Source organism: Roseovarius atlanticus, from assembly GCF_001441615.1.
GTDB classification, from domain to species: domain Bacteria; phylum Pseudomonadota; class Alphaproteobacteria; order Rhodobacterales; family Rhodobacteraceae; genus Roseovarius; species Roseovarius atlanticus.
In genome coordinates this window covers 41,704-66,987 of the sequence record NZ_LAXJ01000020.1, presented here as the reverse complement: position 1 = coordinate 66,987, position 25,284 = coordinate 41,704, and the positions used below count along the sequence as shown (strand labels likewise).

At 63.4% G+C, this 25,284-nt stretch carries 26 protein-coding genes; 9 read left to right on the top strand and 17 right to left on the bottom strand.

Annotation, left to right across the window (positions count from 1 at the left end):
• Positions 1-81: 81 nt before the first annotated feature.
• Positions 82-1,056 carry a prolyl aminopeptidase gene (gene pip / locus XM53_RS16840; RefSeq protein ID WP_057795415.1) on the bottom strand — a complete coding sequence of 325 codons (975 nt, stop codon included), beginning with the start codon at positions 1,054-1,056 and terminating at the stop codon, positions 82-84.
• Positions 1,057-1,104: 48 nt separating this feature from the next.
• Here pip and ubiG point away from each other — a divergent pair, with 48 nt between their 5' ends.
• The gene (ubiG, locus tag XM53_RS16835) at positions 1,105-1,848 is read left to right on the top strand and encodes a bifunctional 2-polyprenyl-6-hydroxyphenol methylase/3-demethylubiquinol 3-O-methyltransferase UbiG (RefSeq protein ID WP_057795413.1); all 744 of its coding nucleotides are present in this window, start codon (positions 1,105-1,107) and stop codon (positions 1,846-1,848) included.
• A gap of 8 nt (positions 1,849-1,856) precedes the next feature.
• Here the strand turns inward: ubiG and XM53_RS16830 are convergent, their stop codons facing one another.
• From XM53_RS16830 to XM53_RS16815, 4 genes are read right to left on the bottom strand one after another with little or no spacing between them, the layout of a single operon-like run.
• Positions 1,857-2,306 (bottom strand): MarR family winged helix-turn-helix transcriptional regulator, encoded by a 450-nt coding sequence (locus XM53_RS16830; RefSeq protein ID WP_057795633.1) that lies wholly within the window; start codon positions 2,304-2,306, stop codon positions 1,857-1,859.
• Positions 2,303-3,133: a carbon-nitrogen hydrolase family protein gene (locus tag XM53_RS16825; protein ID WP_057795411.1), complete on the bottom strand. Its 831-nt coding sequence runs from the start codon at positions 3,131-3,133 to the stop codon at positions 2,303-2,305. The genes XM53_RS16830 and XM53_RS16825 overlap by 4 nt, the downstream gene beginning before the upstream one ends.
• Entirely contained in the window at positions 3,130-3,387 is a 258-nt protein-coding gene (gene grxC, locus XM53_RS16820) for a glutaredoxin 3 (protein ID WP_057795409.1), read from the bottom strand. Before grxC ends, XM53_RS16825 begins: the two co-directional genes overlap by 4 nt.
• 35 nt (positions 3,388-3,422) lie before the next feature.
• Positions 3,423-4,121 carry a double zinc ribbon domain-containing protein gene (locus tag XM53_RS16815; protein ID WP_082631077.1) on the bottom strand — a complete coding sequence of 233 codons (699 nt, stop codon included), beginning with the start codon at positions 4,119-4,121 and terminating at the stop codon, positions 3,423-3,425.
• A 47-nt stretch (positions 4,122-4,168) separates the two neighbouring features.
• Here XM53_RS16815 and XM53_RS16810 point away from each other — a divergent pair, with 47 nt between their 5' ends.
• Positions 4,169-4,984 carry a methyltransferase domain-containing protein gene (locus XM53_RS16810; RefSeq protein ID WP_057795407.1) on the top strand — a complete coding sequence of 272 codons (816 nt, stop codon included), beginning with the start codon at positions 4,169-4,171 and terminating at the stop codon, positions 4,982-4,984.
• A gap of 60 nt (positions 4,985-5,044) precedes the next feature.
• The gene (gene hemH / locus XM53_RS16805) at positions 5,045-6,106 is read left to right on the top strand and encodes a ferrochelatase (protein ID WP_057795405.1); all 1,062 of its coding nucleotides are present in this window, start codon (positions 5,045-5,047) and stop codon (positions 6,104-6,106) included.
• Positions 6,107-6,355: 249 nt separating this feature from the next.
• Here hemH and XM53_RS16800 read toward each other — a convergent pair whose 3' ends face one another.
• A complete protein-coding gene (locus XM53_RS16800) occupies positions 6,356-6,946 on the bottom strand; it encodes a L,D-transpeptidase (RefSeq protein WP_057795629.1) in 591 nt (196 codons plus the stop codon).
• 168 nt (positions 6,947-7,114) lie between these two features.
• On the opposite strand from XM53_RS16800, the gene dalA reads away from it, so the two are divergent.
• Complete coding sequence (dalA, locus tag XM53_RS16795; RefSeq protein WP_057795403.1) at positions 7,115-7,630, top strand: divisome-associated lipoprotein DalA; 516 nt, start codon at positions 7,115-7,117, stop codon at positions 7,628-7,630.
• An 8-nt stretch (positions 7,631-7,638) separates the two neighbouring features.
• Here dalA and XM53_RS16790 read toward each other — a convergent pair whose 3' ends face one another.
• From XM53_RS16790 to hslO, 6 genes are all read right to left on the bottom strand, one after another.
• Complete coding sequence (locus tag XM53_RS16790; RefSeq protein WP_057795401.1) at positions 7,639-8,148, bottom strand: L,D-transpeptidase family protein; 510 nt, start codon at positions 8,146-8,148, stop codon at positions 7,639-7,641.
• 78 nt (positions 8,149-8,226) lie between these two features.
• The gene (locus tag XM53_RS16785) at positions 8,227-9,450 is read right to left on the bottom strand and encodes a class I SAM-dependent RNA methyltransferase (RefSeq protein WP_057795400.1); all 1,224 of its coding nucleotides are present in this window, start codon (positions 9,448-9,450) and stop codon (positions 8,227-8,229) included.
• A gap of 3 nt (positions 9,451-9,453) precedes the next feature.
• Positions 9,454-11,301, bottom strand: coding sequence for an ABC transporter ATP-binding protein (locus XM53_RS16780; RefSeq protein WP_057795399.1), 1,848 nt, complete (start codon positions 11,299-11,301; stop codon positions 9,454-9,456).
• A gap of 170 nt (positions 11,302-11,471) precedes the next feature.
• Positions 11,472-12,629, bottom strand: a complete 1,158-nt coding sequence (locus tag XM53_RS16775; RefSeq protein WP_057795398.1) for a CCA tRNA nucleotidyltransferase — start codon at positions 12,627-12,629, stop codon at positions 11,472-11,474.
• A complete protein-coding gene (locus XM53_RS16770; protein ID WP_057795397.1) occupies positions 12,626-13,231 on the bottom strand; it encodes a CoA pyrophosphatase in 606 nt (201 codons plus the stop codon). Before XM53_RS16770 ends, XM53_RS16775 begins: the two co-directional genes overlap by 4 nt.
• The gene (hslO, locus tag XM53_RS16765) at positions 13,221-14,213 is read right to left on the bottom strand and encodes an Hsp33 family molecular chaperone HslO (RefSeq protein ID WP_057795396.1); all 993 of its coding nucleotides are present in this window, start codon (positions 14,211-14,213) and stop codon (positions 13,221-13,223) included. Before hslO ends, XM53_RS16770 begins: the two co-directional genes overlap by 11 nt.
• 92 nt (positions 14,214-14,305) lie before the next feature.
• On the opposite strand from hslO, the gene XM53_RS16760 reads away from it, so the two are divergent.
• On the top strand, positions 14,306-14,746 hold the full coding sequence (locus XM53_RS16760) for an NUDIX hydrolase (RefSeq protein WP_057795395.1): 441 nt from the start codon (positions 14,306-14,308) through the stop codon (positions 14,744-14,746).
• Here XM53_RS16760 and XM53_RS16755 read toward each other — a convergent pair.
• On the bottom strand, positions 14,721-15,950 hold the full coding sequence (locus XM53_RS16755) for a PP2C family protein-serine/threonine phosphatase (RefSeq protein WP_057795393.1): 1,230 nt from the start codon (positions 15,948-15,950) through the stop codon (positions 14,721-14,723). The two genes, XM53_RS16760 and XM53_RS16755, sit on opposite strands and share 26 nt — an antisense overlap.
• Positions 15,951-16,138: 188 nt before the next feature.
• Between XM53_RS16755 and XM53_RS16750 the strand changes: the two genes are divergently transcribed.
• Entirely contained in the window at positions 16,139-16,471 is a 333-nt protein-coding gene (locus XM53_RS16750; RefSeq protein ID WP_057795391.1) for an Hpt domain-containing protein, read from the top strand.
• Here the strand turns inward: XM53_RS16750 and ilvA are convergent.
• A complete protein-coding gene (gene ilvA / locus XM53_RS16745) occupies positions 16,463-17,695 on the bottom strand; it encodes a threonine ammonia-lyase IlvA (RefSeq protein WP_057795389.1) in 1,233 nt (410 codons plus the stop codon). The two genes, XM53_RS16750 and ilvA, sit on opposite strands and share 9 nt — an antisense overlap.
• A gap of 107 nt (positions 17,696-17,802) precedes the next feature.
• Here ilvA and XM53_RS16740 point away from each other — a divergent pair, with 107 nt between their 5' ends.
• Positions 17,803-19,029, top strand: coding sequence for an argininosuccinate synthase (locus tag XM53_RS16740; RefSeq protein ID WP_057795387.1), 1,227 nt, complete (start codon positions 17,803-17,805; stop codon positions 19,027-19,029).
• Between the two features lie 127 nt (positions 19,030-19,156).
• Here the strand turns inward: XM53_RS16740 and XM53_RS16735 are convergent, their stop codons facing one another.
• Positions 19,157-19,888 (bottom strand): sulfotransferase-like domain-containing protein, encoded by a 732-nt coding sequence (locus tag XM53_RS16735; RefSeq protein WP_057795627.1) that lies wholly within the window; start codon positions 19,886-19,888, stop codon positions 19,157-19,159.
• Complete coding sequence (locus XM53_RS16730; protein ID WP_057795385.1) at positions 19,888-20,796, bottom strand: D-amino acid aminotransferase; 909 nt, start codon at positions 20,794-20,796, stop codon at positions 19,888-19,890. The genes XM53_RS16735 and XM53_RS16730 overlap by 1 nt, the downstream gene beginning before the upstream one ends.
• Positions 20,797-20,976: 180 nt before the next feature.
• Here XM53_RS16730 and msrA point away from each other — a divergent pair, with 180 nt between their 5' ends.
• The gene (gene msrA / locus XM53_RS16725; protein ID WP_057795383.1) at positions 20,977-21,639 is read left to right on the top strand and encodes a peptide-methionine (S)-S-oxide reductase MsrA; all 663 of its coding nucleotides are present in this window, start codon (positions 20,977-20,979) and stop codon (positions 21,637-21,639) included.
• Here msrA and XM53_RS16720 read toward each other — a convergent pair.
• Entirely contained in the window at positions 21,600-22,508 is a 909-nt protein-coding gene (locus XM53_RS16720) for a ribokinase (RefSeq protein ID WP_057795625.1), read from the bottom strand. The genes msrA and XM53_RS16720 overlap by 40 nt on opposite strands.
• A 154-nt stretch (positions 22,509-22,662) precedes the next feature.
• Between XM53_RS16720 and mutS the strand changes: the two genes are divergently transcribed.
• The gene (gene mutS / locus XM53_RS16715; RefSeq protein WP_057795381.1) at positions 22,663-25,281 is read left to right on the top strand and encodes a DNA mismatch repair protein MutS; all 2,619 of its coding nucleotides are present in this window, start codon (positions 22,663-22,665) and stop codon (positions 25,279-25,281) included.
• The last annotated feature ends 3 nt before the right edge of the window (positions 25,282-25,284 follow it).

The following is a 25,284-nucleotide window of genomic DNA, read 5'->3' as shown; positions in this document are numbered from 1 at the left end:
ATCCCCGACTTGATCGGGGATCTCTCGGGGCCAGAGATCCTCTGGTCAAGCCAGAGGATGACAGCGCTCCAAGACCCCATCCTACCGCCCCGTCACCATCCGGTCCATGATCTTCACCAGTTCGGCACTGATCCCCGGCTCCGACAGGGCGTGGCCCGCCACCGGGATGATCCGCAAATCGCCCTTGGGCCACAGCCCCGCCAGCCGGTGCGCCGCCTCGGGCGGGCAGATCATGTCGTACCGCCCCTGCACGATCACACCGGGCGTCTCCGCCAGCTTGTCCATGTTGTCGTAGATGTAACCGTCCTGCCCCAAGAACCCGTTATGCCGGAAATAATGGTTCTCCAGCCGCGCAAAGGCACGAGCGTAATCCGCCGGGCTGTCCCCGCTCTGACCGTTGGAATTGACCGTAGCCAACGCATTCTCCCATGCGCTCCACGCCTTGGCGAACCGCACTTCCTCGGCCCGGTCGCCGGAAAACAGGCGCTTGTTGTAAGCCCCGATCATGTCGCCCTGTTCATCCTCGGGGATGAGCGACCGGAACTTTGCCCATGTCTCGGGCCAGAATCTCCCGGCGCCGCCGCCATAGAACCAGTCCAGCTCCCGCTGCGTCATGGTGAACACACCCCGCAACACCAGATGCGCCACCGCTTCGGGGTGGTTCTGCGCATAGATCAGCGCCAGCGTCGCGCCCCAGCTTCCGCCGAAAACGATCCAGGTGTCGATGCCCAGCGCATCCCGGATCCGTTCGATATCCGCCACCAGATGCCAGGTCGTGTTGTCCTCGACGCTCGCATGGGGCTTCGACCGGCCACAACCGCGCTGATCGAACAGCACGATCCGGTAATGGTTCGGATCGAAATACCGCCGCATCGCCGGGCTGCACCCGCCACCGGGGCCACCGTGCAGCACCACAACCGGCGTGCCCTCGGGGTTGCCCGATTGCTCCACATAAATCGTATGCCCGTCGCCCACGTCCATCATCCGCCGGTCGAACGGCTCGATCGACGGATACAGGAATTGCGCTGCGCTCTTTTGGCTCGAAAACTTGTCCATGAATGTCCTATATAGACCGTCTGAGACATTGAGCACATGGAACGCGGAATGCAACCCAACTCGACCACGATCGACACCGAAGAAGTCGCCAAGTTCGAGGCGATGGCCGTCGAATGGTGGGATCCGAACGGCAAGTTCAAGCCGCTGCACATGCTCAATCCCTGCCGTCTGGACTATATCACCTCGCAGATCGCCGCGGAATTCGACCGTGACCTGAAAACCGCGAAACCCTTTACCGGCCTGCGGCTTCTGGATATCGGCTGCGGCGGCGGTCTGCTGGCCGAACCGATGGCCCGCCTCGGCGCGACGGTGGTCGGCGCCGACGCCGCGGCGGGCAACATCCCCGTGGCACAGGTCCACGCCGCGCAATCCGGCCTGAATATCGACTACCGCAACACCACCGCCGAGGCGCTCGCCGCCGCGGGCGAACAGTTCGACGTCGTCCTGAACATGGAAGTGGTCGAGCATGTGGCCGACCCCGCCACCTATCTCACCGCCTGCCAGCGCCTGCTGAAACCGGGCGGCCTGCAGATCTGCTCCACCCTGAACCGCACCGCCAAAAGCTTTGCCGCCGCCATCGTCGGCGCGGAGTTCATCATGCGCTGGCTGCCCAAAGGCACCCATGACTGGAACAAGTTCATTACCCCGGAAGAGCTGTACGAGCTTCTGCGCGACGCCGGCCTCGACCCGGTCGACCGCAAGGGGTTCGTCTTCAACCCCATCAGCTGGACGTGGTCCCTGTCGGACCGCGACCTGGCCGTGAACTACGTCACGACCAGCCTGAAGCCCTGAGTTAGAGCCTAACTTTCGTCCGAAAGCTTCGCCCGCATCTCGCGCAGAACGGGCAGGGTGGCGCGCACGTTGCCTTCGCCCAGCTCGGTCACCACTTCGGTGATCAGCGGCATGATCGCGGAAATCGCGGCATCCCGCGCGCGTGTGCCGGCCGGGCTGATCGACACCATCTTGCGCCGCGCATCGTCCCAGTCGGGCCGGATATGCACATACCCCGCCCATTCCAGCTTGCTCAATGTATTGGTCATCGCCCCGCGCGTCACGTGAAAGCTCTTGGCCAGCTGCGCCGGACTCCGCTCGCCATTGGCGCGCGCAAGGTGGTTCAGAACCGAGAAATGCGAGATCTCCATGCCTTTCGGCAGCACCCGGCTCAGCCGGCTCCGGATCAGCTGCTCGTTCGCCAGAACCTCGCTGAACAGCGAAACGGCAATCGAATGCAGCGTGTTATCCGTTGTCACGACCAAGTGATGTCGACCTCATTGTTTACCGCCGGTATCCGCGCCCGTGCCTGGGTCACCTCGTCCCGGTTCACGTCCACGAATACCACACCCGGCTCGGTTCCGGCATCTGCCAATACGTCACCCCACGGCCCCACGGCCAGCGAATGCCCATAAGTGCGGCGCTCCTTGCCCCGCGTGGCCGAATGTTGGCCGGTCTGCGCCGGGGCCAGCACATAGCACCCCGTCTCGATTGCCCGCGCCCGCAGCAACGTTTCCCAATGCGCCTCGCCCGTCGGCACCGCAAAGGCCGACGGCACCGTCAGGATCTCCGCCCCGGCCTGCGCCAAGCGACGGTAAAGCTTGGGAAATCGCAGATCATAACACACTGTCAGCCCGACCGTGCCGAACGGCGTCTCCGCCGTCACACCTCGATCACCTGGGCGATAGCCGGCCGATTCCCGGTATTGCTCCGTCTCGGACACTTTCACGTCGAACATATGAATTTTGTCATACCACGCCGCGATCCCGCCCTTGGGGTCGATCAGGAAAGACCGGTTGGCAAACCGCCCATCCGCATCATCCGTCTTGACCGCAATCGACCCGATCAGCACCCAGATCCCCAGCCTGTCCGCCTGCTGCCGCAGACCGGCCAGCGTCGGGTCGTCCTCCTGGTGGCGCAGTACTTCCTTCTGCCGCGTACGGCTGGCCGACAGGCAATTCGTCACTTCGGGCGTCAGCACGAACCCCGCGCCCTCCGCCGCCGCCTCGTCGATCAGACCTTGCGTGACCGGCAGGTTCGCGTCCGGGCTATCCGACGCGTTCAGCTGTATCAGAGCCGTTTTCATGCCTTCAGCAGCGCATCCAGCTTGCCCGCCCGGTCCAGCGCATAAAGCTCGTCACAGCCGCCCACATGCACGTCGCCCACGAAAATCTGCGGCACCGTCCGCCCGCCATTCGCGCGCTGGGTCATCTCGGCCCGCTTCTCCGGTTCCCGCCCCACGTCGATCTCGGTATAGTCCACACCCTTCTGCGACAGCAGCCGCTTGGCCGCGTGGCAAAATCCGCAAAGCTGCGAGGTGTAGATTTCGACGGGTCTCATGACAGGGTCCAATCCTTTCCGTGGTTGGACCTTACTTAAGCATCCTTGACCACGCGCGCCAGTGTCAGTGTCCTGACCTCCGCCGCGCCCCCCGCCAGCAAGGCTTTGGCGCAGGCCGCCAGTGTCGCGCCCGATGTCATCACGTCATCCACCAGTATCACAACGCGTCCCTGGATCCTCACGCGCCGCCCCTGCCTTACGCCTATGGCTGCATCCAGCGTCGCGAACCGCGCCTCCATGCCCATCCCGTCCAGAGATGGCGTCCGCTTCACCCGGTCCAGCACGTCGGGGCACCACGCCGCATTCACCTCCTTCGACACCGCCTGCGCCAGCAGGGCCGACTGGTTGAACCGCCGTTTCAACAGTCGGGTCCAGTGCAACGGCACCGGCACGAACAGGCACTCCGGCACCAGCAACGGCGCGGCCGCCCGTTTCATCCAAGTCGCCGCCAACGGTACCACGTCATGCCGGTCGCCATGCTTCAACGCCAGCACCAGCTTGCGCGCATTGTCCTTGTAGATCAGCGCCGCGCGCCCTTTCTGCCAGGGCCGCGCCACCCGCAGGCAGTCGTCGCACCGCGCATACCCATCCGTCTCCTCGCCGGGCAACGGACTGCCGCACAGGTCACAGACCAGCCCGGCAAGTACAGGCGTGTCACGCCAGCATGGCCCACACAGGCCGAACTCGCTGTCCACCAATCCGCCGCACAAGGTGCAGCGTGGCGGATAGACCACGCGAAGCGCCGTTTGAATTGCCTCGAAAGCCACTCTATTTAGCCACCATGACCAGAACCCTCACCGATCGCCGCGCGCTTCGGCGCAACCGCCAACGGGCCAGCCGCGACCCCGCGCTGTTCCTGCACGAGACCGCGATCGACGAGGTGCAGGATCGGCTAAGTTTCGTTAACAAATCCTTTACGGATGCGAGCATCGTCACTGGCCTGCCCGACCCGTGGAAGGCCGCGTTCCCCGAGGCGCAGATCGTAGCCGACACCGAAACCCTCGCGTTAGAGCCTGAATCGCGCGACTTGATACTGCACGCCATGTCGCTCCACTGGGCCGACGACCCCGTAGGCCAACTGATCCAATGCCGCCGCGCCCTGCGCCCCGATGGCCTGTTCATCGCCGTCTTCTTCGGCGGCCAGACCCTGCATCAGCTCCGCGCCGTCCTCGCGCAGGCCGAATCCGACCTGCGCGGCGGCCTTTCACCCCGGGTCCTTCCGATGGGTGATATCCGCGACCTCGGCGCGCTCCTGCAACGCGCCGGCTTCGCCTTACCCGTCGCCGACACCCTGCCGCTCGATGTCAGCTACGAAAACCTCATCGCCCTGATGCACGACCTGCGCGCCATGGGCGAGGCCAACGCGCTTAACGCACGGCCCCGCAATTTCACCCGCCGCGACGTGCTCCTGCGCGCCGCAGACCTCTACGCCAGCTCTTTCAGCACCCCCGACGGCCGCATCCCCGCCACCTTCGAGCTGATCACCCTCACCGGCTGGGCCCCTTCCGCCGACCAGCCCCAGCCCCTCCGCCCCGGAAGCGCGACAACACGTCTCGCCGATGCCCTCGGCACCTCCGAGACCAAGCTCAAAGATTGACGACCGACCGCAATCCTTTATGTGTCCGTGATCCCATCCGACAAGAAAAGACGCCCGCCCATGTTTGACGCCGCCAAGAACAAGACCTGTCCTGTCCACGCCCCGTCCGACCACCCGGCCATTCCGGAACCGAAAACGGGCGTCCTCATCGCCAATCTCGGCACGCCCGACGATTACGGCTACTGGTCCATGCGGCGCTACCTGAACGAGTTCCTGTCGGACCGCCGCGTCATCGACTATTCGCCCTGGCTCTGGCAGCCGCTTCTGCAACTGGTGATCCTGTCGAAACGCCCGTTCACCAGCGGCGAGGCCTACAAATCCATCTGGAACGAGGACAAGGGCGAAAGCCCCCTGATGACCATCACCCGCGACCAGACGACCAAGCTGTCCGAGGCGCTCAAGGCGCGCTATGGCGACAACGTCATGGTCGATTTCTGTATGCGCTACGGCAACCCCTCGACCAAGTCCAAGGTCCGCAAGCTGGTCGAGGCCGGCTGCACCCGGATCCTGTTTTTCCCGCTTTACCCGCACTACGCCGGCGCCACCTCTGCCACCGCGAATGACCAGTTCTTCCGCGCCCTGATGGACGAAACCTGGCAGCCCATCGCCCGCGTGGTCGAGCCCTATTTCGAACATCCGCTTTATATTGAGGCGTTGGCCCAATCGGTCGAAAAGGCCTATGCAGAGACTGAAACGAAGCCCGAGATCCTCGTCGTCTCCTACCACGGGATGCCGCAGCGCTACCTCAACCAAGGCGACCCCTACCACTGCCAGTGCCAGAAAACGACGCGCCTGCTGAAGGAACGGTTGGGCTGGGATGACACCCAGATCACCACCACGTTCCAGTCGGTCTTCGGCCCCGAGGAATGGCTGCGCCCCTACACGGTCGAACATGTCGCCAAGCTGGCCGAGGACGGCAAGAAGAACATCGCCGTCATCGCCCCCGCCTTTTCCGCCGACTGCATCGAGACGCTGGAAGAGATCAACGAAGAGATCAAGGAAAGCTTCGAGGAGGCCGGCGGCGAGGAGTTCCTCTATATTCCCTGCCTCAACGACAGCGACGCGCATATCAAGGCGCTGAGCACGGTGATCGAAGACAACCTCAAGGGCTGGCTTGACTAAAGCCGCGTGTCGACGGGCCGCGGCGCGGCGATCAGACAGTCATTCAGAAGCACTTTATTCCTGCCAAATCCGAAAGACCGTCGAGCGGCGCACCAGGCTTTGCCAAATCGCCGGGCCGAGGGGGCGGCCCGTCGATGCGCGGCGGCCTTCGGCCTTGACTCCGCGCGAAGCGGCTTGGCGCTCCAAACAAAAAGAAAAGGCAGCGCCGGAACGCTGCACACATTCGTCTCTATTCCAGCGCAATCCGCGTCAGATTACCAGAACCTGCGTGCCCACCTTGGCCCGGGCGAACAACTGTGCGATATGCTCGTTGTAAAGCCCGATACACCCGTTCGACGACCGCCGCCCGATCTTGCGCGTGTCATGCGTGCCGTGGATCCTGTAATAGGTCCAGCCGAGGTACAGCGCGTGCGTGCCCAGCGGGTTGTCCGGCCCCGGCGGCACATAGGACGGCCAGTTGGGGTTCCGCTTCAACATCGAAGGCGTGGGACGCCAATCCGGCCCTTCCACCTTGCGCACCACCCGGGTTCGGCCCCGCCGCGTCAATTCCTCCGACATCGGGATGCTTGACGGAAACAGGAACTTCGTCTGTCCGTCCTCGTCCCAGAAATGCAGCGCGCGGGACGAGATATCGACCAGGATCGCACCGTTCCTCAGGCTGCTGAAATGCGGCCGCCAGTCCGCGGCGCGAAAGCTCGAAATATTGCGCTGCACCGATCGGCTGATAGCGCTTTCCATCTCGGTCGTGCCGGTCTGCGCCAGCGCCGGCGCACCCAGAGCTGCCGCGGTGCCCGCCAGGAAAGCACGCCGGCTGAACAAATCTTTGGGGTCAAAAGACATGTCGTGCTCCAACTGTCTGCTTTGAAACTGTCCAAAGCATATGGCTCGAATGCCTCAGTCGCAAATCAAACCGGCAACATTCGCGCACATGACGCGGTTGTGGGTTTGAAACACCACGTCAGCCACGCTAAGAGGCGAGTCGAACAATCTTCTGGGTGGTAGACACTGATGACGCGTATTTTTGGCCTGCTGGTTTCCGCACTTGTGTTCCTGTCGGCGTGCGCGCCGCCGCCGCCTGAAACCGCTGTCGGCCCCAACGGCGAGCCTCTGCCCCAGGTCTACCGCATCCGCTCGGGCGACACCGCCGAGATCCAGTACCGGATGCTCGACGCCGTCAACGCCCTGCGTCAGGCCGCCGGGCGTCCGGCCGTTCAGCTGAACGCGCAATTGAACGCCGCCGCCGCCACGCATTCCCGCGACATGTCGGTCCAGAACCGCCCGTGGCATTTCGGCTCCGACGGCTCCTCGCCGATCGACCGGGTCCGCCGCGTCGGCTATGCCGGCGAGCTTGTGGGGGAAAACATCTCGGAAACCTACGAGACCGAGCTTGAGACCCTGACCGCCTGGATGGCCGAACCTTCGACCAAACAGGTCATCATGGCGCCCGACGCCCGGCAAATGGGCTTTTCCTGGGAACAGGAACGCAACGGCAAGATCTGGTGGACGCTGGTGATGGGCAAGTAGCCCACCCGTCATGGCGTAATGCGGATCGGGGTGCCGGTCCGCACCATCGCATAGATCTTTTCCATTTCCTTGTTCCGAACGGAAATGCACCCGGCGGTCCAGTCCCGCCCCAGCCGCCGCTTGCGAATCCAGCCCAGATCGTTGGGCTCTCCATGGATAAAGATATCGCCACCCGGCTTCTTGCCCTGTGCCTTGGCAAAGGCGCGGTCCGCCTCGTTCGGGTAGGAAATCCCCAGCGACAGGTGGAAAGAGCTGTTCGGATTGCGCCGGTCGATAAAGTAATCGCCCTCCGGCGTTTTGCCGTCACCCTCGAACTGCTTGTGTCCTGCGGCGGTAAAGCCCAGGTCCACGTCATACGCCTTCAGCACCTTGTCGTGGTGAAAAAGGTACATCCGCCGCCGGCTCTTGCTGATCAGAACCTGCGTCACCTCCGGACCATTGTACGATTTGAACTTGGATCCACAGGCCGCCAAAAACGCGCTGGCGGCCGAAAGAAGCACGAAATTTCTACGATTCATTGCTCGATTGCCCTGCTGCCTGTCCCTGGTAACGTTTTACAATGTCAGGCCAGTCGCGTCATTTCAAAATTGCGTCGGTCACCCCATTTTGCGGTGAATTGCTGCAACAAGCTCAACGTGAACCGACCAGCGGAACTGATCGACCGGCCGCACCCATTCCACCGCATAGCCCGCCTCGCTCAGGATTTTCGCATCGCGGGCGAACGTCACCGGGTTGCACGACACATAAGCGATCACCGGCACCTGCGCCTTGGCCAGCTCGCGGCACTGCGCCTCCGCCCCGGCGCGCGGCGGGTCGATCACGGCGCCGCCAAACCGTGTCAGATCCTCGGCCATGATCGGTTGGCGAAACAGGTCCCGCGTCTCGACCGTAATCTTCTTCAGCCGATCACTGTGGCGCCACCCATCGTCCAGAGCCTTCGTCATCGCCGCGCTGCCTTCGACTGCGTGAACCGCCCGCTCGCGCGCCAATGGCGGGGCGAATGTCCCACACCCGGCAAACACGTCGATAACAGGCTCTGTTCCAGCCAAAATTGCCGAAACTTCATTCTGCAATAAACGCTCGGAGTCCTTCGTTGCTTGCAAGAACGCTCCCGGCGGCGGCGTCACGGCGATCCCGTCAAACCGCTGTATCGGCGGTCGCCGCGTGGCCACGGTTTCATCGTCCCAGGCCAGCCGCGCGAGGTCCTCGGCCTCGGCCAATTGCGCCAGCGCGATCCGCAAGGGCCCATCCAGCGGTTTGCCGCCCTCCACGCGCACGTCCAGCCCCGCCTCGGACAAAGCGACCGCCACGCTCAACTCACCTTTGCGGCTAGTGCCGATCCGGGCCAGCTCCCGCGCCACCCGCGCGCCTTCCAGCAGTTCGGGCGCAACCACGTGGCACTCGCTCAGCTCCACGATCAGGTCCGATCCCTTGGCGTGAAAGCCGGCGGTCGCCCCCTTCTTGGTCCGCCTTGCGGAAAATCCGGCCCTGCGTCGCGTGTTGGCCCGGGAAACGGCAATCTCGCGCATCTCGGTCTCGATCCCCTGCGCCGCCAGCGCCTCGCGCACGATCCCGGTCTTCCACTCCGCCAGAAACGCATCGTCCGCGTGCTGCAACTGGCAGCCGCCGCAAGACTTGTAATGCCGGCACGGCGCCTTCACCCGAACGCTCGACGGCTCGACGATCCTCACGTCGCGCAGCACGTTGCCCTCAAGCGTCCCGCTCACACGTTCACCGGGCAAGGCTCCGGGCGCATAAACCGGCCCCTCGGCAATCCCGTCGCCAAGATGACCCAACCGCTCTACCAAGATTTCGGACATGCTCTACTCCGCGGCCTCGTCCTCGTCGGCATTGATGAACCCGCCCGACTGACGGCTCCAGAACCGGGCGTAGAGGCCGCCTTGCGCCAACAGCTCGGCGTGGCCGCCTTCTTCGACAATTCGACCCTGATCCAGCACAACGATGCGGTCCATATGCGCGATCGTCGACAGGCGGTGGGCAATCGCGATCACGGTCTTGCCTTCCATCATGCCATAAAGCGTTTCCTGAATCGCCGCCTCCACCTCGCTGTCCAGCGCACTGGTCGCCTCGTCCAACAGCAAAATCGGCGCATCCTTCAGGATCACCCGCGCCAGCGTGATCCGCTGCCGCTGCCCACCCGACAGCTTCACACCGCGTTCACCAACATGCGCGTCATAGCCGGTGCGCCCCTGTGGGTCTTCCAGATCGAGGATAAAGTCATGCGCCTCGGCCTTCTTCGCCGCCTCCAGCATCTCTGCCTCGCTCGCCTCGGGTTTGCCATAAAGGATGTTGTCACGCACCGAGCGATGCAGCAACGAGCTGTCCTGCTGCACCATTCCGATTCGGTCGCGTAGGGTGTCCTGGGTCACCTTGGAAATATCCTGCCCGTCAATCAGGATCTGCCCTCTTTCCGCGTCGTAGAACCGCAAAAGCAGCTTGACCAGGGTCGATTTCCCGGCCCCGGACCGGCCCACAAGCCCGATCTTCTCGCCCGGTTGGACATTCAGCGAAATCCGATCCAACCCGCCACTGTCACGCCCGAAGTGATGCGATAGCTCCCGCAGCTCGATCCGGCCTTCCTGCATGTCCAGCGGCTTGGCATCCTTCGCGTCCACCAGCGTGATCGGCTGGGCAATCGTCTCCATCCCCTCGGCCACGACACCCAGTTGCCGAAAGAACGAGGTCAGCGCCCACATAATCCACCCGGTCATCGCGTTCAGCCGCAGGGTCAGCGCCGTCGCCGCGGCCACCACGCCGACACTCGCCTGCCCCTGCATCCACAGCCAGAACGCCCAGCCCACGACCGCCACGATCAGCAGACCGTTCAGCAGCGTCAGGACCACGTCCATCACCGAATAGATCCGCATCTCGTTCTGGAAGGTCTGCCGCGCGTGTTCGATGGCGTCCTTGGCATATTCCACCTCGCGCGTGTTGTGCGCGAACAGCTTCACCGAATGGATGTTGGTATAGGCATCCACCACGCGCCCCGTCACAAGGCTGCGCGCATCCGACGCCGCCTTGGAGGCCGGCTGCACCCGTTTGACCGTCCAGTGCACCAGCCATCCGTACAGCGCCAGCCACCCGATCAGCGGCAGCATCAGCCGCGGGTCGGAATCACTCAGCAATATACCTGCCCCGATGATATAGGCGATGGAAAACGCGATGGCGTCGAACGCCTGGAACACCGCTTCGCCCGCCGCCGGCGGGGTCTGCATGATCCGGTTCGCGATGCGGCCGGCAAAATCGTTCTCGAACCAGCCCACAGATTGCCGCAGCACATGCTTGTGCGCCCGCCAGCGGATCAGCGTGCCGAAATTCGGCAGGATCGTGTTGTTCAGCAACATCACGTCGAACGCCTGTATCGCGGGACGGATCAACAGAATGAACACCGCCACCACGATGATCTCGGTGCCGTAGTCCCGCCAGACCTCCATCGGGTCGCCGGCCAGGATGTCGACGATCCGCCCCATATAGTAGATCAGCCAGATCTCGATGGCGGCCACCACGACCGACATGATCCCGGCCATCCAGAACACCCGGCGAAACGGCACCATGTAAAGCCGCATGAACGGCCACAGCCGCGTCGGCGGCGTGTCCGACTCTTCATACGGCACATAAGGATCAACGAGGTTTTCGAAAAACTTGAACATGGAGGGGACTCCGCGAAGGAATAGACATGGCAAAGGGGCGCGACGCCGCGCACGGGATCACTTCTGCGATCCGGCGCTTATGAGCGTTCAAAATCCCCGATAAACATGTCTCAACCTCCATGTGGTGCGGGCAAGATGCCGCCAAAGGGCCGCGAAGTCAAATGACCCTTTCATGTCGCCAGTGCCAGCAGCGCCTGCCGGTCGAGCGTAAAGCCCGACGCGATCCAAGCCGCCTCCAGCTTTTGCAGCCTCTTGCCCAGCGCGGCGCCCTCGTATTCCGGCATCAGATCCTCGGCGCCCACCGGGAAACTGGCCGTGGCACCCAACTCTATCCCGGCAAGGGCCTCAACTGGAATCGGCATCTCCAACAGGGCGGCGCGCAACAGCAAGATATCGCGCGCGGTCTCCGCCCCGTGGTAATAGCCCAAGGCCTCCGGCGTCTGTGTGCCGGCGGCCTCGTCCCGCAAAACCTCCAGCCGCCGCGCATCCTTACGGCTCAGGCGCAGCGCCTCGACCGGACTTTTTCCGCTCAGCACCGCTAACCGCCGCAATGCGTCCACGCCAACTCCATGCGTCTCTTCCAGATGCACCAGCGGCGCCAGCGCCCAATCCCCGGCGCCGGGCAGCACATGCGCCAGCACCCCCGCCTGCCGCATCGCAGCCACCGCAGGCGCGGGGTCGCGCACCGCCAGCAGTTTGACCATTTCCGCGCCGATCCGCTCTTTCGACAGCCCGTCGATCCCGTCTGCCAGCGCCGCGCAGGCGGCCAGCCCGTCCGGGTCCAGACCGCCATCCGGGTCACCATAGGCCGCGTGAAATCGAAAGAACCGCAGGATGCGCAGGTAATCTTCCCGGATCCGCGTCTCGGCATCGTCAATGAACCGGATGCGCCGCGCCGCGATATCCGGCAACCCGCCCAGCGGGTCGATCACGTCGCCCTTTCGCGTCGCATACAGCGCATTCACCGTGAAATCCCGCCGCCGCGCGTCGCTTTCCATGTCATCGGCAAAGGCGACCACGGCGCGCCGCCCGTCCGTCTCCACATCCTTGCGAAACGTGGTTACCTCGAACGGCACGCCCCTACACACCACCGTCACCGTGCCATGCTCGATGCCGGTCGGCACCGGTTTCATTCCCGCCGCTTCGGCCAGCGCTATCACGGTCTCGGGCCGCGCATCCGTGCTGATGTCGATGTCGTTCACCGCCACGCCCATCAGCGCGTTGCGCACGCACCCGCCGACCAACAACGCGCGATGCCCGGCTGCCTCCAGCATCCGGCACACGTCCTGCGTCTCGTCCGCGTCGATCCAAGGGCCTGTCAGGGTCATGCGCCCAAGCGTACAGCCTCGGCCATCGCGCGCAACATCCGCGCGGTCGCGCCCCAGATATAATAAGGCCCGTACGGCACCGCGAAGTAATGCCGCCGCGTCCCGCGCCAGCGCCGGGATTCGACCCTGAACCGGCCCAATTCCATCACATGCTCCAGCGGAACCGAGAACACTTCCTCCACTTCGCCCGCCTCGGGCACCGGCTCGAAAGGACCCGAAATAACCCCGATCACCGGCGTCACGTAAAAACTCGTCACCGTCTCGTGCGGCGGCAACGTGCCCAACACCTCCACCTTGTCCGGTGACAGCCCGATTTCCTCATGCGCCTCGCGCAGCGCGGCGGCCACGATATCCGCGTCGCCCTCTTCCTGCTTGCCACCCGGAAAGGCGACCTGCCCCGGATGATGCTGCAAGGCCGAGGACCGCTTGGTCAGCCACAGCCGCGCGCCCGCTTCCGTCACCTCGATCGGCACCAGCACTCCGGCAGGCCGAAGCTTGCGCCCCTCCGGCAAAACCACATCCGGGTTCAGGTCGTAATCCGACGACGGTGCCATGTCGCCCTGCAACGCATCGCGCAGGGTCGCGATCAGGTCACTCGTCATCGCCCTTCGCCTCGGCCTCGAAACCCAGCGTCGCCGGGTCGAGCGTGTAATGCGCCCCGCAGAACTGGCAATCGGCGGTGACCGTGCCCTCGTCGGTGGTCATGTGCCCGATATCCTTGGCCGAATAGATCGACAGGCTGTTGCGCAACCGTTCCTCGGAACAGGTACAGCCAAAGCGCACCGGCTGCACGTCGAAGACGCGCGGGGTTTCTTCGTGAAACAGACGCACCAGCAGGTCGGTCGACGACACCGACGGCCCGATCAGCTCCAGGTCCTCGACCGTGTCCAGCAGGGTGTTCACGCGGTTCCAGTTCTCCTCGCCGTCCTCATCCAGGATGTCCGAGGCCGACAGCAACCCGTCTTCGCCGCTTCCGCCACCGCTGGCAAACGGCGACGCCTTGGGCATCATCTGGATCATCACGCCACCCGCGCGCCAATGTTCGCGCCCGTCGCCCTCGGTCGAACGGCCATAGCTCAGCGCAAACCGCGTCGGCAATTGCTCGGACTGCGCGAAATAGGCTTCGGCGCAATCGCTCAGCCGTGCGCCTGCAATCGGTGTGATCCCCTGGTAAGGCGCGGTGTCCTTGCCCTGGTCCAGAATCACCGCGAAATACCCTTCGCCGATCTGGTCGAACGGCGTCGCATCCGTGATCTGCTCTGCGTCGAAACTGGCATAGGCGCGGATCTTCGCCGGCTCGCCATCCTCGGACGGGGCGAAATAATCCGTCGCGATCATCCGCACCGGCCCGTTCGCCTGCACCTGCAACGACAGCTTCCAGCGCAGCTTGATCGTCTGCCCGATCAGCGCCGTCATCAGCGCCATCTCGGCAATCAGCGCCTCCACCGGCGCGGGATAATCATGCTGCTTCAGCACACCATCCAGCACACCGTCCAGCCGCACCACGCGGCCGCGCACGTCCGATTGGTCCAATTGAAATGGCAGGACGGTATCGTCCCAGGCGATCTTCTGGCCGAGTGTCATCGCGTATCCTTTGGGGGGTTTTCTTGTGCGCCCGTTCTTGGCATATCGCGACTATATATGCGCAACAAGGCATACTCCAAGGGGGCCGCGCCATGCGACGCTTCGGCAAGCCGCCACGGCCAGATATCCGTTACACCGCGCGCCCCGGCGCCTATGCCATCCTGCCGCGCAACGGAAAACTCCTCCTGACCTGGCAGGAAGAGCCCAAGCCCGAGATGCAATTGCCCGGCGGCGGCATCGACCCCGGCGAATCGCCCCTGCAGGCGCTGCACCGCGAAGTGTTCGAGGAAACCGGCTGGCGCATCGCCGCGCCCCGGCGTTTGGGGTCGTTCCGCCGCTTCGTCTACATGCCGGAATACGATCTCTGGGCCGACAAGATCTGCATCATCTACCACGCCCGCCCGGTGCGGCCCCTCTCGGCACCGTCCGAGCCGGGCCATACCGCATTCTTCGCCGATCCCGAAACCGCCGCCCGCCATGTCGGCAACCCCGGCGACCGGCACTTCGTCAGGGCGCTGTTCCGACTGGCTTGAACTCCAGCAGCACCGCCGACACGTCGTCGTCGAAATCGTCGCGCCCGGCATACTCTGCCAGTTTCCAGATCACCGATTCCAGAAACGCCATGCCCTCGGTCTGCCGCAACTCCTGCATGAGGCGCCGCACGCCCTCTTCTCCCAAAAGCGTGCCCGCCGCATCCGCGCACTCATCCACCCCGTCGGAATGCAGGAACAACCGGTCCCCGGGATAAAGCTGCACCTCGAACCGCTCATAGGTCGCGCCGTCAATCAGCCCGACGGGCAGGCCGCCGGGCCCCGAAAACTCGACCCGCCCATCGGCCCGCTGAATGGCCGGGCAGGGGTGCCCCGCCTGCGCCATGGTCACCCGACCTGTTTCAAGATCGGCATCCGCCAACAGCATGGTGAAATATAGTTCAGTCTCTATTTCACCCAAAAACATCTGATTCAGGTCCGCCAGCACCTCGTCGGGCGGGCGCGGCCGAAATCCGCCCGGCCCCAGCACCAACGCCACGTTTTGCTCGGGAGAGGTGGCCGACAGGTATCCCGCCAGCCGCGCCGTCATAAGCGCCGAGCTCACGCCGTGGCCCGACACGTCGATCGCATAAAGCCCGATTCGCGTCTCGCTTACCGGAAAGACCCCAACAAGGTCGCCCCCCACATGCGCCGCCGAGCGCAACAACATCGACACCTGCGCTGGGCCAAGGTCACGGTAGCGTTCGGAAATCAGGGACTGTTGCAGCTTCTTCGCCTCGATCAGGTCATTGTCGAGCGAATCGTAAAGCGCCTGCAACTCCGCCAGCGTTTCCCGGACCAGCCTGTTTGTCGCGCTCAGCTCGCGCTGCATCCGCACGATCCGGTCGCCCGCCGCGATCCGCGCCCGCAACTCGCCGGGGTTGATCGGCTTGGTCAGGAAATCGTCCGCCCCGGCATCCAGGCCCAGCGCCACCTCTTCCTTCTCGCTTTTCGAGGTCACCAGGATGAAATACCCGTACTCCTCTCTTGGCAGCGCCCGGAACGCACGGCACAGTTCCAGCCCGTTCATCCCCGGCATCATCCAGTCGCTAATCACCAGATCCGGCGCCGCCGCCTCGCAAACCTCCAGCGCTTCGGTCCCCGAGCCCGCCTCGACAACCTCCAGACCCAGCCGCGACAGGGCCGCGTGGATGATACGCCGCTGCAACCGGCTGTCATCGACAACCAGCACACGGCGTATGCTCATCTGATCGGACGGCGGGTCTGGCGCCTTGCTGGGGTGAACCGACACGGGTCTTGCCTAAATGTTTTGACCCATATGCAACCACGTCCCCCTTAACGCCATGTGAAGCCTAAAATGCCGTTTAATTCACCCCCGGCCTTCACGCGCCCTTAATCCCGCCCCGCCTAGCGTCCGGGGCAAAGGAGGATGCCATGATCGACTGGAACCGAGTGACCCAACTGCGCGACGAAATCGGGCCCGAGGATTTCGACGAGGTCGTCGAGATCTTCCTAGAAGAGGTCGAGGAAGAGATCGCCGAGCTTCGCGCCAATCCCGCCCCCGAAACGCTCGAGGCCAAGCTGCATTTCCTCAAAGGAAGCGCCCTCAACCTGGGCTTCGACGATTTTTCCAAACTCTGCAAGGATGGCGAGGTCACCGTCGCCCGGGGCAACGCGTCGGATATCGACCTTGCCCATATCGTCGAGACCTACGCCTCGTCCAAGACCGAATTCCTGGGCGAACTGCCCCGACTGACGTCAAATTAGGAATTCCGCCAGGATCTGGTCATTGGTGATGTCGCGGTGTTCGAACCCGCCCGCGGCCATCTCTGCTTCGATCCGCTCGAAATTGGCCGCGTCACTGGTCTCGATCCCGATCAGGACCGAGCCGAAGTTGCGCGCCGATTTCTTCAGATACTCGAACCGCGCGATATCGTCGTCGGGGCCAAGGATCGTCAGGAAATCCTTCAGCGCGCCGGGCCGCTGCGGCATCCGCAAAACGAAATATTTCTTCAGACCCGCGAACCGCTGCGCCCGCTCCTTGACCTCCGGCAACCGCTCGAAGTCGAAATTCCCGCCCGAGGTGACACACACGATCGTCTCGCCCGGACGCACATCAAGATCCTTCAACGCATCCACCGCCAACGCGCCTGCCGGTTCCAGCACCATACCCTCGATGTTCAGCATCTCCAGCATCGTGGTGCAGACCCGATCTTCGGCCACCGCAATCACATTGGCCGCGTCGACATCGCGCAGCCGCTTAAACGTCCGCGCCCCGATCTGCGCCACCGCCGCCCCATCGGCAAAGGTGTTCACGGACTTTAGCCGCACAGGCTCGCCGGCCTTCAACGCCGCCGCAAGACAGGCCCCGCCCACCGGCTCCACGAAGACCATGTTCGCTTCCGGCCCGAAATAACTGCGCACGCCCGACGACAGACCCCCACCGCCCACCGGCAGCACGATCCGGTCCGGCACCACGCCCAACTGCGCCTCGATTTCCACCGCGACCGACGCCTGCCCCTCGATCACGTCCTCGTCGTCAAACGGCGACAGGAAATGCCCGCCCACCTCGGCGCAATAGGCCTGCGCCTTGGCCAGCGTGTCGTCGAAATAGTCTCCAACCATGCGGATCGTCACTGCATCGCCGCCAAACTTGCGCGTCTGCCCGATCTTCTGCTGCGGCGTCGTCACCGGCATGAAGATCACGCCCCTCACCCCGAAATGCCGGCACATGAACGCCACGCCCTGCGCATGGTTGCCAGCGCTCGCACAGACGAACACCGGCGCATCGCCGCCATCCATCACCTTGCGCATCGCGTTGAACGCCCCACGCAGTTTGTAACTCCGCACCGGGCTCAAATCCTCGCGCTTCAGATACACCTCCGCGCCGTATTTGTCTGACAGATGCGCATTGCGCTGCAACGGCGTCGGCTCGAAGACTTCCCGCATTTCGGCCTCGGCGGCCCGGGCATTTGTTCTGAAATCGCTCATCCCTCGTCCTTCGCCCATCGCGTCACCCGTGGCAAGCCTCCGCCGCCTTGCCCCGCATGACAAAACCCGGTAATCGCCCCTGCAACATCATGCAAAGGGGTACCAAGATGTCCGCGCCCAAGAAAGTCGTGCTGGCCTATTCCGGCGGCCTTGATACGTCGATCATCCTCAAGTGGCTGCAAACCGAATATGGCTGCGAGGTCGTGACCTTCACCGCCGATCTCGGCCAGGGCGAAGAGCTGGACCCGGCCCGCAAGAAGGCCGAGCTTCTGGGCATCGACCCCGCGAATATCTACATCGAGGATATCCGCGAGGAATTCGTCCGCGATTTCGTCTTCCCGATGTTCCGCGCCAACGCGCTCTACGAGGGCCAGTACCTGCTCGGCACCTCCATCGCGCGCCCGCTGATTTCCAAGCGCCTTGTCGAGATCGCCGCCGAGACCGGCGCCGATGCCGTCGCCCACGGCGCCACCGGCAAGGGCAATGACCAGGTCCGGTTCGAGCTGGCCGCCTACGCGCTCAACCCCGATATCAAGGTCATCGCCCCCTGGCGCGAATGGGATCTTACCTCGCGCACCCGCCTTCTGGAATTCGCCGAGAAGAACCAGATCCCCATCGCCAAGGACAAACGCGGCGAGGCGCCGTTCAGCGTCGATGCCAACCTTCTGCACACCTCATCCGAGGGCAAGGTGCTGGAAGACCCCGCCGAGCCCGCACCCGACTACGTCTACCAGCGTACGACAAATCCCGAGGATGCGCCGAACGTCCCCGAAGTGGTCGAAGTCGGGTTCGAAAAGGGCGACGCCGTCTCGATCAACGGCGAAGCGATGTCGCCCGCCACGATCCTGACCAAGCTGAACGAGCTGGGCGGCAAGCACGGCATAGGCCGGCTCGATTTCGTGGAAAACCGCTTCGTCGGCATGAAGTCCCGCGGCATCTATGAAACGCCGGGCGGCACGGTATTGCTCGAGGCGCATCGCGGCATCGAACAGATCACGCTCGACAGCGGCGCGGGCCACCTCAAGGACAGCCTGATGCCACGCTACGCCGAACTCATCTACAACGGCTTCTGGTTCAGCCCCGAACGCGAGATGTTGCAAGCCGCCATCGACAAGTCGCAGGAGCACGTCACCGGCACCGTCCGCCTGAAGCTCTACAAGGGGTCCGTCAACTGCGTCGGCCGCTGGTCCGATCACTCGCTCTATTCCGAGGCGCATGTCACGTTCGAGGAAGACGCCGGCGCCTACGACCAGAAAGACGCCGCCGGCTTCATCCAGCTGAACGCCCTGCGCCTGAAACTGCTTGCCGCCCGCAACCGTCGTCTGAAAGGGTAAGCGAGGCAGCCCATCAGGGCTGCCGAGCGCGCGGTGCCTTCACACATGGCGCGCGACACTGGCACCGTCGGTGAACCGCCGGAATACCGACGCGATACCGACGTGCCTTTTCGACCCTGATTCGCCGTTAACCCCGCAACGATGCCCTGACCGAATGCGCCCGCAGCGCTTCGTAATAGGGCATCGCGGCTTCGGACAAATCGGCCTTCCAGCCGGTCAATTCCGGCACCTCTCCCTCGGCCGACGCAAACCCGGTCGAGCCATGCACCGCCCCGTACCAGTGACTGGCCCACACGCCGTCATCCTCATGTCCACCCTTGGGCCAGCCCAGCATCTTCGGCGTCCAGTCCAGCCCGATCCGCGCGCACAAGGCCCGCAACTGGCCCTCCGGATCGCGCCGGATATCCGCACTGTCGATCACCACCGGATCGCCGCCCAGCGCCTTGACCTGCTCGAACAGTTCCGCCTGCTGGCGAAAGCCGATATCGTCCAGTGTCGGCTTTTCATACTTGGCAGAAAAACTCGCGACCACACGCGCCGGATGCCGGATCAGGAACACGTTCACCACGTCCCGGATCCAGTCGCGCGGCACGCCGTCGATAATGTGCTGCGCCATGTGCTTGTGGTAAAAGTGCTGCTTTCCCCGTGGGATAGGCCCGATCAGCCCGGCAACAACATCCTCCGGATCGCTCGGCTGCGACGCGATGATCTCGTCCCGCATCGGGTGCTGCAGGCCCGTCATCGTCAGGTAGGCCGCATAGAACGGCTCGTCGATCACCGCGCAATCGCCCCGCGCTGCAAACGAATACATCATCGCCGTCGACAGGTTGCGCGGCCCCGACCACATCGCGATCCGCATCAGGCGCATTCCTTGGCGATCAGGTTCTTGTAAAGCTCCTGTATCCGACGCGTCACCGGCCCGGCCTTACCGTCGCCGATGGGCCGCCCGTCGATCTCGCTCACCGTCGTCTGCGCGCCGAACGTGCCTGTCAGAAATGCCTCGTCGGCACCGTAGGTATCTACCAGTGAATAGTTCCGCTCGAAAACCGGAATGTCGTTTTCCCGGCACAAATCGATCACCTTCTGCCTCGTGATCCCGTTCATGCAATAGTCCCCGGTCGAGGTCCAAACGGCCCCTTTACGAACGATAAAGAAATTGCAGGCATTAGTCGTGTTCACGAAGCCATGCACATCCAGCATCAACGCCTCGTCCGCCCCGGCTTTTTCCGCGGCAATACAGGCCAGGATGCAATTGAGCTTGGAGTGTGAATTCAGCTTCGGGTCCTGCGTCATCGGCAGGCCCCGGAGATGCGGCACCGTGGCCAACCGTATGGGCCGCGCGATCTTGGGGCGCGAATGCTCCATGATGATCGTGATCGTCGGCCCCTGCCGCGACAGGCTGGGGTGCTGAAACGGCCGGGTCTTGATGCCCCGCGTCACCATCAGGCGGGCATGGGCATCGCTTGTCATCTCATTGGCGCTCTGCGTGTCCAGAATGGCCTGCAACACCTCCTCGCGCGTCAGGCCGATATCCAGGTCGATCGCCTTCGCCGCCTCGAACAACCGATCCAGATGCTCGTCCACGAACGCCCATGTCCCGTCATACAGCCGCAGACCTTCCCAAACCCCGTCGCCCAGCATGAAACCGCTGTCATAGACACTGATCAGCGCTTCTGCCTTCGGTACGATCCGCCCGTTCAGCCAGATCAGGATCTCCTCGTTCCGCGCATCCTCTTCCGCCTGGTGGGTCGTCTGATGCTCTGTCATGCCCGTCGCCTTTCATTTGTTACAAACCGCCCCGGCGATTTGTTTCAGCCCACGCTAGGAACAGGCCATTTCGGTGCCAAGGGGTAAATTCGCATCACCCGCGCGTGACCTCACAGGCAGGTGAATTGGAACAGTTGCCCAAACGCGGCAGTTTGACCTCAGGCAAAGGGAGGCTGTGCCATGAACCACCTGCGAAACATCAAGGCGACCGTGCTCGCCATTTCCATCGCCGTCGGCTTCGGGGTCCAGACGAATGCTGCGAAGGCCGCCGAAACCGAAACGCTGACGGTGGCCGGCGGCTGTTTCTGGTGCGTAGAGGCGGATTTCGAATCCGTGGACGGCGTAAGCGAAGTCATCTCAGGATACACCGGCGGTACCGTCGAAAACCCAACCTACAAACAAGTCGTGCGCGGCGGAACCGGTCACTACGAGGCGGTTCAGATCGAGTACGACCCCGCAGAGGTCAGCCGTGAACAGCTGCTGTCGCTGTTTTTCCGCTCGGTCGATCCGACCGACGCCGGCGGCCAGTTCTGCGACCGCGGCGACAGCTATCGCACCGCAATCTTTGCCCAAGGTGCGGCCGAGGAAGAGGCCGCGAAAACGGCCAAGGCCAAGGCGGCCGCGTCTCTCGGCCAAAAGATCGTCACCCCGATCCTGCCCGCGTCAGATTTCTACGAGGCCGAGGAGTATCACCAGGATTACTACAAGGGCGACCGCCTGATAATCACCCGTTTCGGTCCGAAAACCCAGGCCAAGGCCTACAAGGCATACCGCGAGGCGTGCGGTCGCGACGAACGCATCCGTCAGCTTTGGGGCGACGACGCGCCCTTCGTCGGCTCTTGACCCAAGAAGGTCTGAACTTCATCCAGTGACGGGATAGCCTCCGCCGTCCCGCGGCGCGTGACCTTCAGCGCCGCGGCGGTCACGGCCCGTTCCACCGACTGTTCAGCCGAAAGGCCAACTTCCAATCCAGCGGCCAAGTACCCCGCGAACGTATCGCCGGCACCTGTCGTATCAATCGCGGCGACCTTCGGTGCCGAAAAAACCCGTTCAGACCAGCCTGAGGATTCCTCCAGCAGAACCGCCCCTTGCGCCCCGCGCGTTACGACGATGGTAGGAATCCCGAGCGTCGCCACATCGCGGCCCGTGGCCTGTATCATCTGGCCGAACTCGACTTCGTTCAATACCAGGATATCAGCCTTTGGAAGCAATGGCTTTACCGGGTCTTCATCATAGGGCGCGGGCACGTAGATCACCTGCAATCCCCTTTCCAGGGCCTGAGTCATGGCAAACTCCCTGCCATTGGTTTCATTCTGAAATATCAGAAAGTCGCCCGCGCCAGCATCGGCCAAGCCTGCGGCAATCGCACGGTCCGACTGCTCGTGGTTGGCACCGGGAAAGATCACGATGGCATTCTCCCCCTGCGCATCGACGTTGATGATCGCATGACCCGTCGCCACATCGACCGTCGCAACATGATCCACGTCTATCCCGTACCCGGCCAACCGCGCTTTGGCCCAAACGCCATCCGGTCCCACAGCACCAATATGGCGCACGGGTCCCCCGGCCCTTGCAATCGCCACCGACATGTTCGCACCCTTGCCGCCCAGACCAACCGACATCGACGCCGCCGCCAGGGTCTCACCCGGCTGCGGCAGGTGCGGCACCGCGTAGACATAGTCGATATTTACGGAACCCAGGTTGAAGATCATGCTTCCCTCCATCGCTTGGCACAGCTTCCGCGCATCGCCGCAGTTTTCAAGCCTTGCTTCGCTTTTGCCTTTCACCCCCTTCCCGCGATTTGTAAGCTTTCGGCCAAAGCCTATGGGGGGCAGTGTGACATCCACGACAACAGCCGTGACGCCGATGATGGCGCAATACCTGGACCTGAAAGCGCAGTACCAGAACGCGCTTCTGTTCTACCGTATGGGTGATTTCTACGAGCTGTTTTTCGAAGACGCCGTTGCCGCCGCCGAGGCGCTGGATATCGCGCTGACCAAGCGCGGCAAGCATCTGGGCGAGGATATCGCGATGTGCGGCGTCCCCGTGCATTCCGCCGAAGGCTACCTTCTGACCCTCATCCGCAAAGGGTTTCGCGTCGCCGTCTGCGAGCAGATGGAAGACCCCGCCGAAGCCAAGAAGCGCGGCTCGAAATCGGTGGTCAAACGAGACGTGGTGCGCCTGGTGACGCCCGGAACACTGACCGAGGAAAGCCTGCTCGAGGCGCGCCGCCACAATTTCCTGACGGCATTTGCGAAGATACGCGAAAGCTCAGCATTGGCCTGGGTCGATATCTCGACCGGCGCGTTTCACGTCATGCCGCTGGCCGGCCCGCGCCTTTCGCCCGAACTCGCACGCCTGGCACCCAGCGAACTGATCGTGGCCGATGGGGACGAGGCTACCATCCGCGACATCGCCGAGGAACATGGTATCTCGATCACCCCGCTTGGCCGCTCCGCATTCGACAGCGCGGGCGCCGAAAAGCGGCTTTGTTCGCTATTCGACGTCAACACGCTCGAGTCGTTCGGCCAGTTCGAGCGCGCCGAGGTCGCCGCGATGGGCGCGATTGTCGAGTACCTGGAAATTACCCAGAAAGGCAAACTGCCGCTGCTGCAAAAACCCGTGCGCGAAAACGAGGCGCGCGTCATGCAGATCGACGCCGCCACCCGCCGGAACCTGGAAATGACCCAATCGCTGACGGGCGGGCGGGCCGGCTCGCTTCTGTCCTGCATCGACCGTACCGTGACGGCTGGCGGTGGTCGTTTGCTCGAACGGCGCATTTCCAGCCCAAGTCGCGTTTTGAACGTGGTGCAGGACCGTCTCGATTGCGTGGACTTCATGGTTCAGAATGCACGCTTCTCTCAGGACTTGCGCGAAACCCTGCGCAAGGTCCCCGACCTTGATCGGGCCCTGTCGCGCCTCGGGCTTGACCGGGGCGGGCCCCGCGACCTCGCCGCCATCCGCAACGGCCTCGCGCAGAGCGCCGAGGTGGCGCGCATGCTTGCGGGTCAGGATCTGCCGACACCCTTACAAGAGGTCTCGTCGGCGCTGACCGGCCACGATGAATTGCTCGACCTTCTCGACGAAGCGCTGATCGCCGAGCCGCCCTTGCTTGCCCGCGACGGAGGATTCATCGCCGACGGCTACGATGCCGAATTGGACGAAGCGCGCAAATTGCGCGACGAAGGCCGCAGCGTCATCGCCGGGATGCAGGCGGATTATGCAAAACTGACCGGCATCCAAAGCCTCAAGGTCAAGCACAACAACGTGCTGGGCTATTTTGTCGAGGTCACTGCCACCCATGCCGAAAAGATGCTGTCCGAGCCGCTCAATGAGACCTTCAAGCACCGCCAGACCACCGCCAATCAGGTTCGGTTCACCACCGTTCCCCTCAGTGAGATGGAAACCCGTATCCTGAACGCCGGTGGTCGCGCACTGGAGATTGAAAAGCGGCTCTATGACACGCTGAAACGCGCCATCCTGGACAGATCAGCCGAAGTGTCCCAGGCCGCGCGCTCGCTGGCCGAATTCGATCTTGCCGCCGGTCTTGCCGATCTTGCGCGGGCTGAAAACTGGTGCCGCCCCAAGGTCGACGACAGCCGCGCGCTCGACATCGAAGCAGGCCGTCACCCCGTCGTGGAAACCGCCCTCCGGTCCCAGAACAGGGCACCTTTCATCGCGAATGACTGCTCGCTTGGTGATAACAGCGACATCTGGCTTCTGACCGGGCCGAACATGGCCGGTAAATCCACCTTTTTGCGCCAGAACGCGCTTGTCGCGGTTCTGGCCCAAATGGGCAGTTACGTACCGGCAACACGGGCGCATATCGGCCTTGTCAGCCAATTGTTCAGCCGCGTTGGCGCCTCGGACGATCTCGCCCGCGGCCGGTCCACTTTCATGGTCGAAATGGTGGAAACCGCCGCGATCCTGAACCAGGCCGACGACAAGGCTCTTGTCATTCTGGATGAGATCGGGCGAGGCACAGCCACCTATGACGGACTCAGCATCGCGTGGGCCACGCTAGAGCACCTTCATGAAACCAATCGCTGCCGCGCCCTGTTTGCCACGCATTACCACGAATTGACGCGGCTCAGCGACAGGCTGGACCGGGTCGATAATGCGACCGTGGCGGTAAAGGAACACGACGGCGACGTGATCTTCATGCACGAAGTCCGGCGCGGCGCGGCGGATCGCAGCTATGGCGTGCAGGTGGCGAAACTGGCCGGTTTGCCTGCCGCAGTGGTCGAGCGCGCCCGCGTGGTTCTGGATGCCTTGGAAAAGGGCGAGCGCGAAGGCGGCACCAAACGCGCTGCCTTGATCGATGATCTTCCGCTTTTCTCCGCGTCTCCACAGCCCGCGCCCCAACCGGTCTCGAAAAACTCGGCGGTCGAAGCGCGCCTAAAGGAAATTCACCCCGATCACCTTAGCCCGAAAGAAGCTTTGGATCTGCTGTACGAGTTGAAAGATCTGTCGCGTGATCCCTGAGGG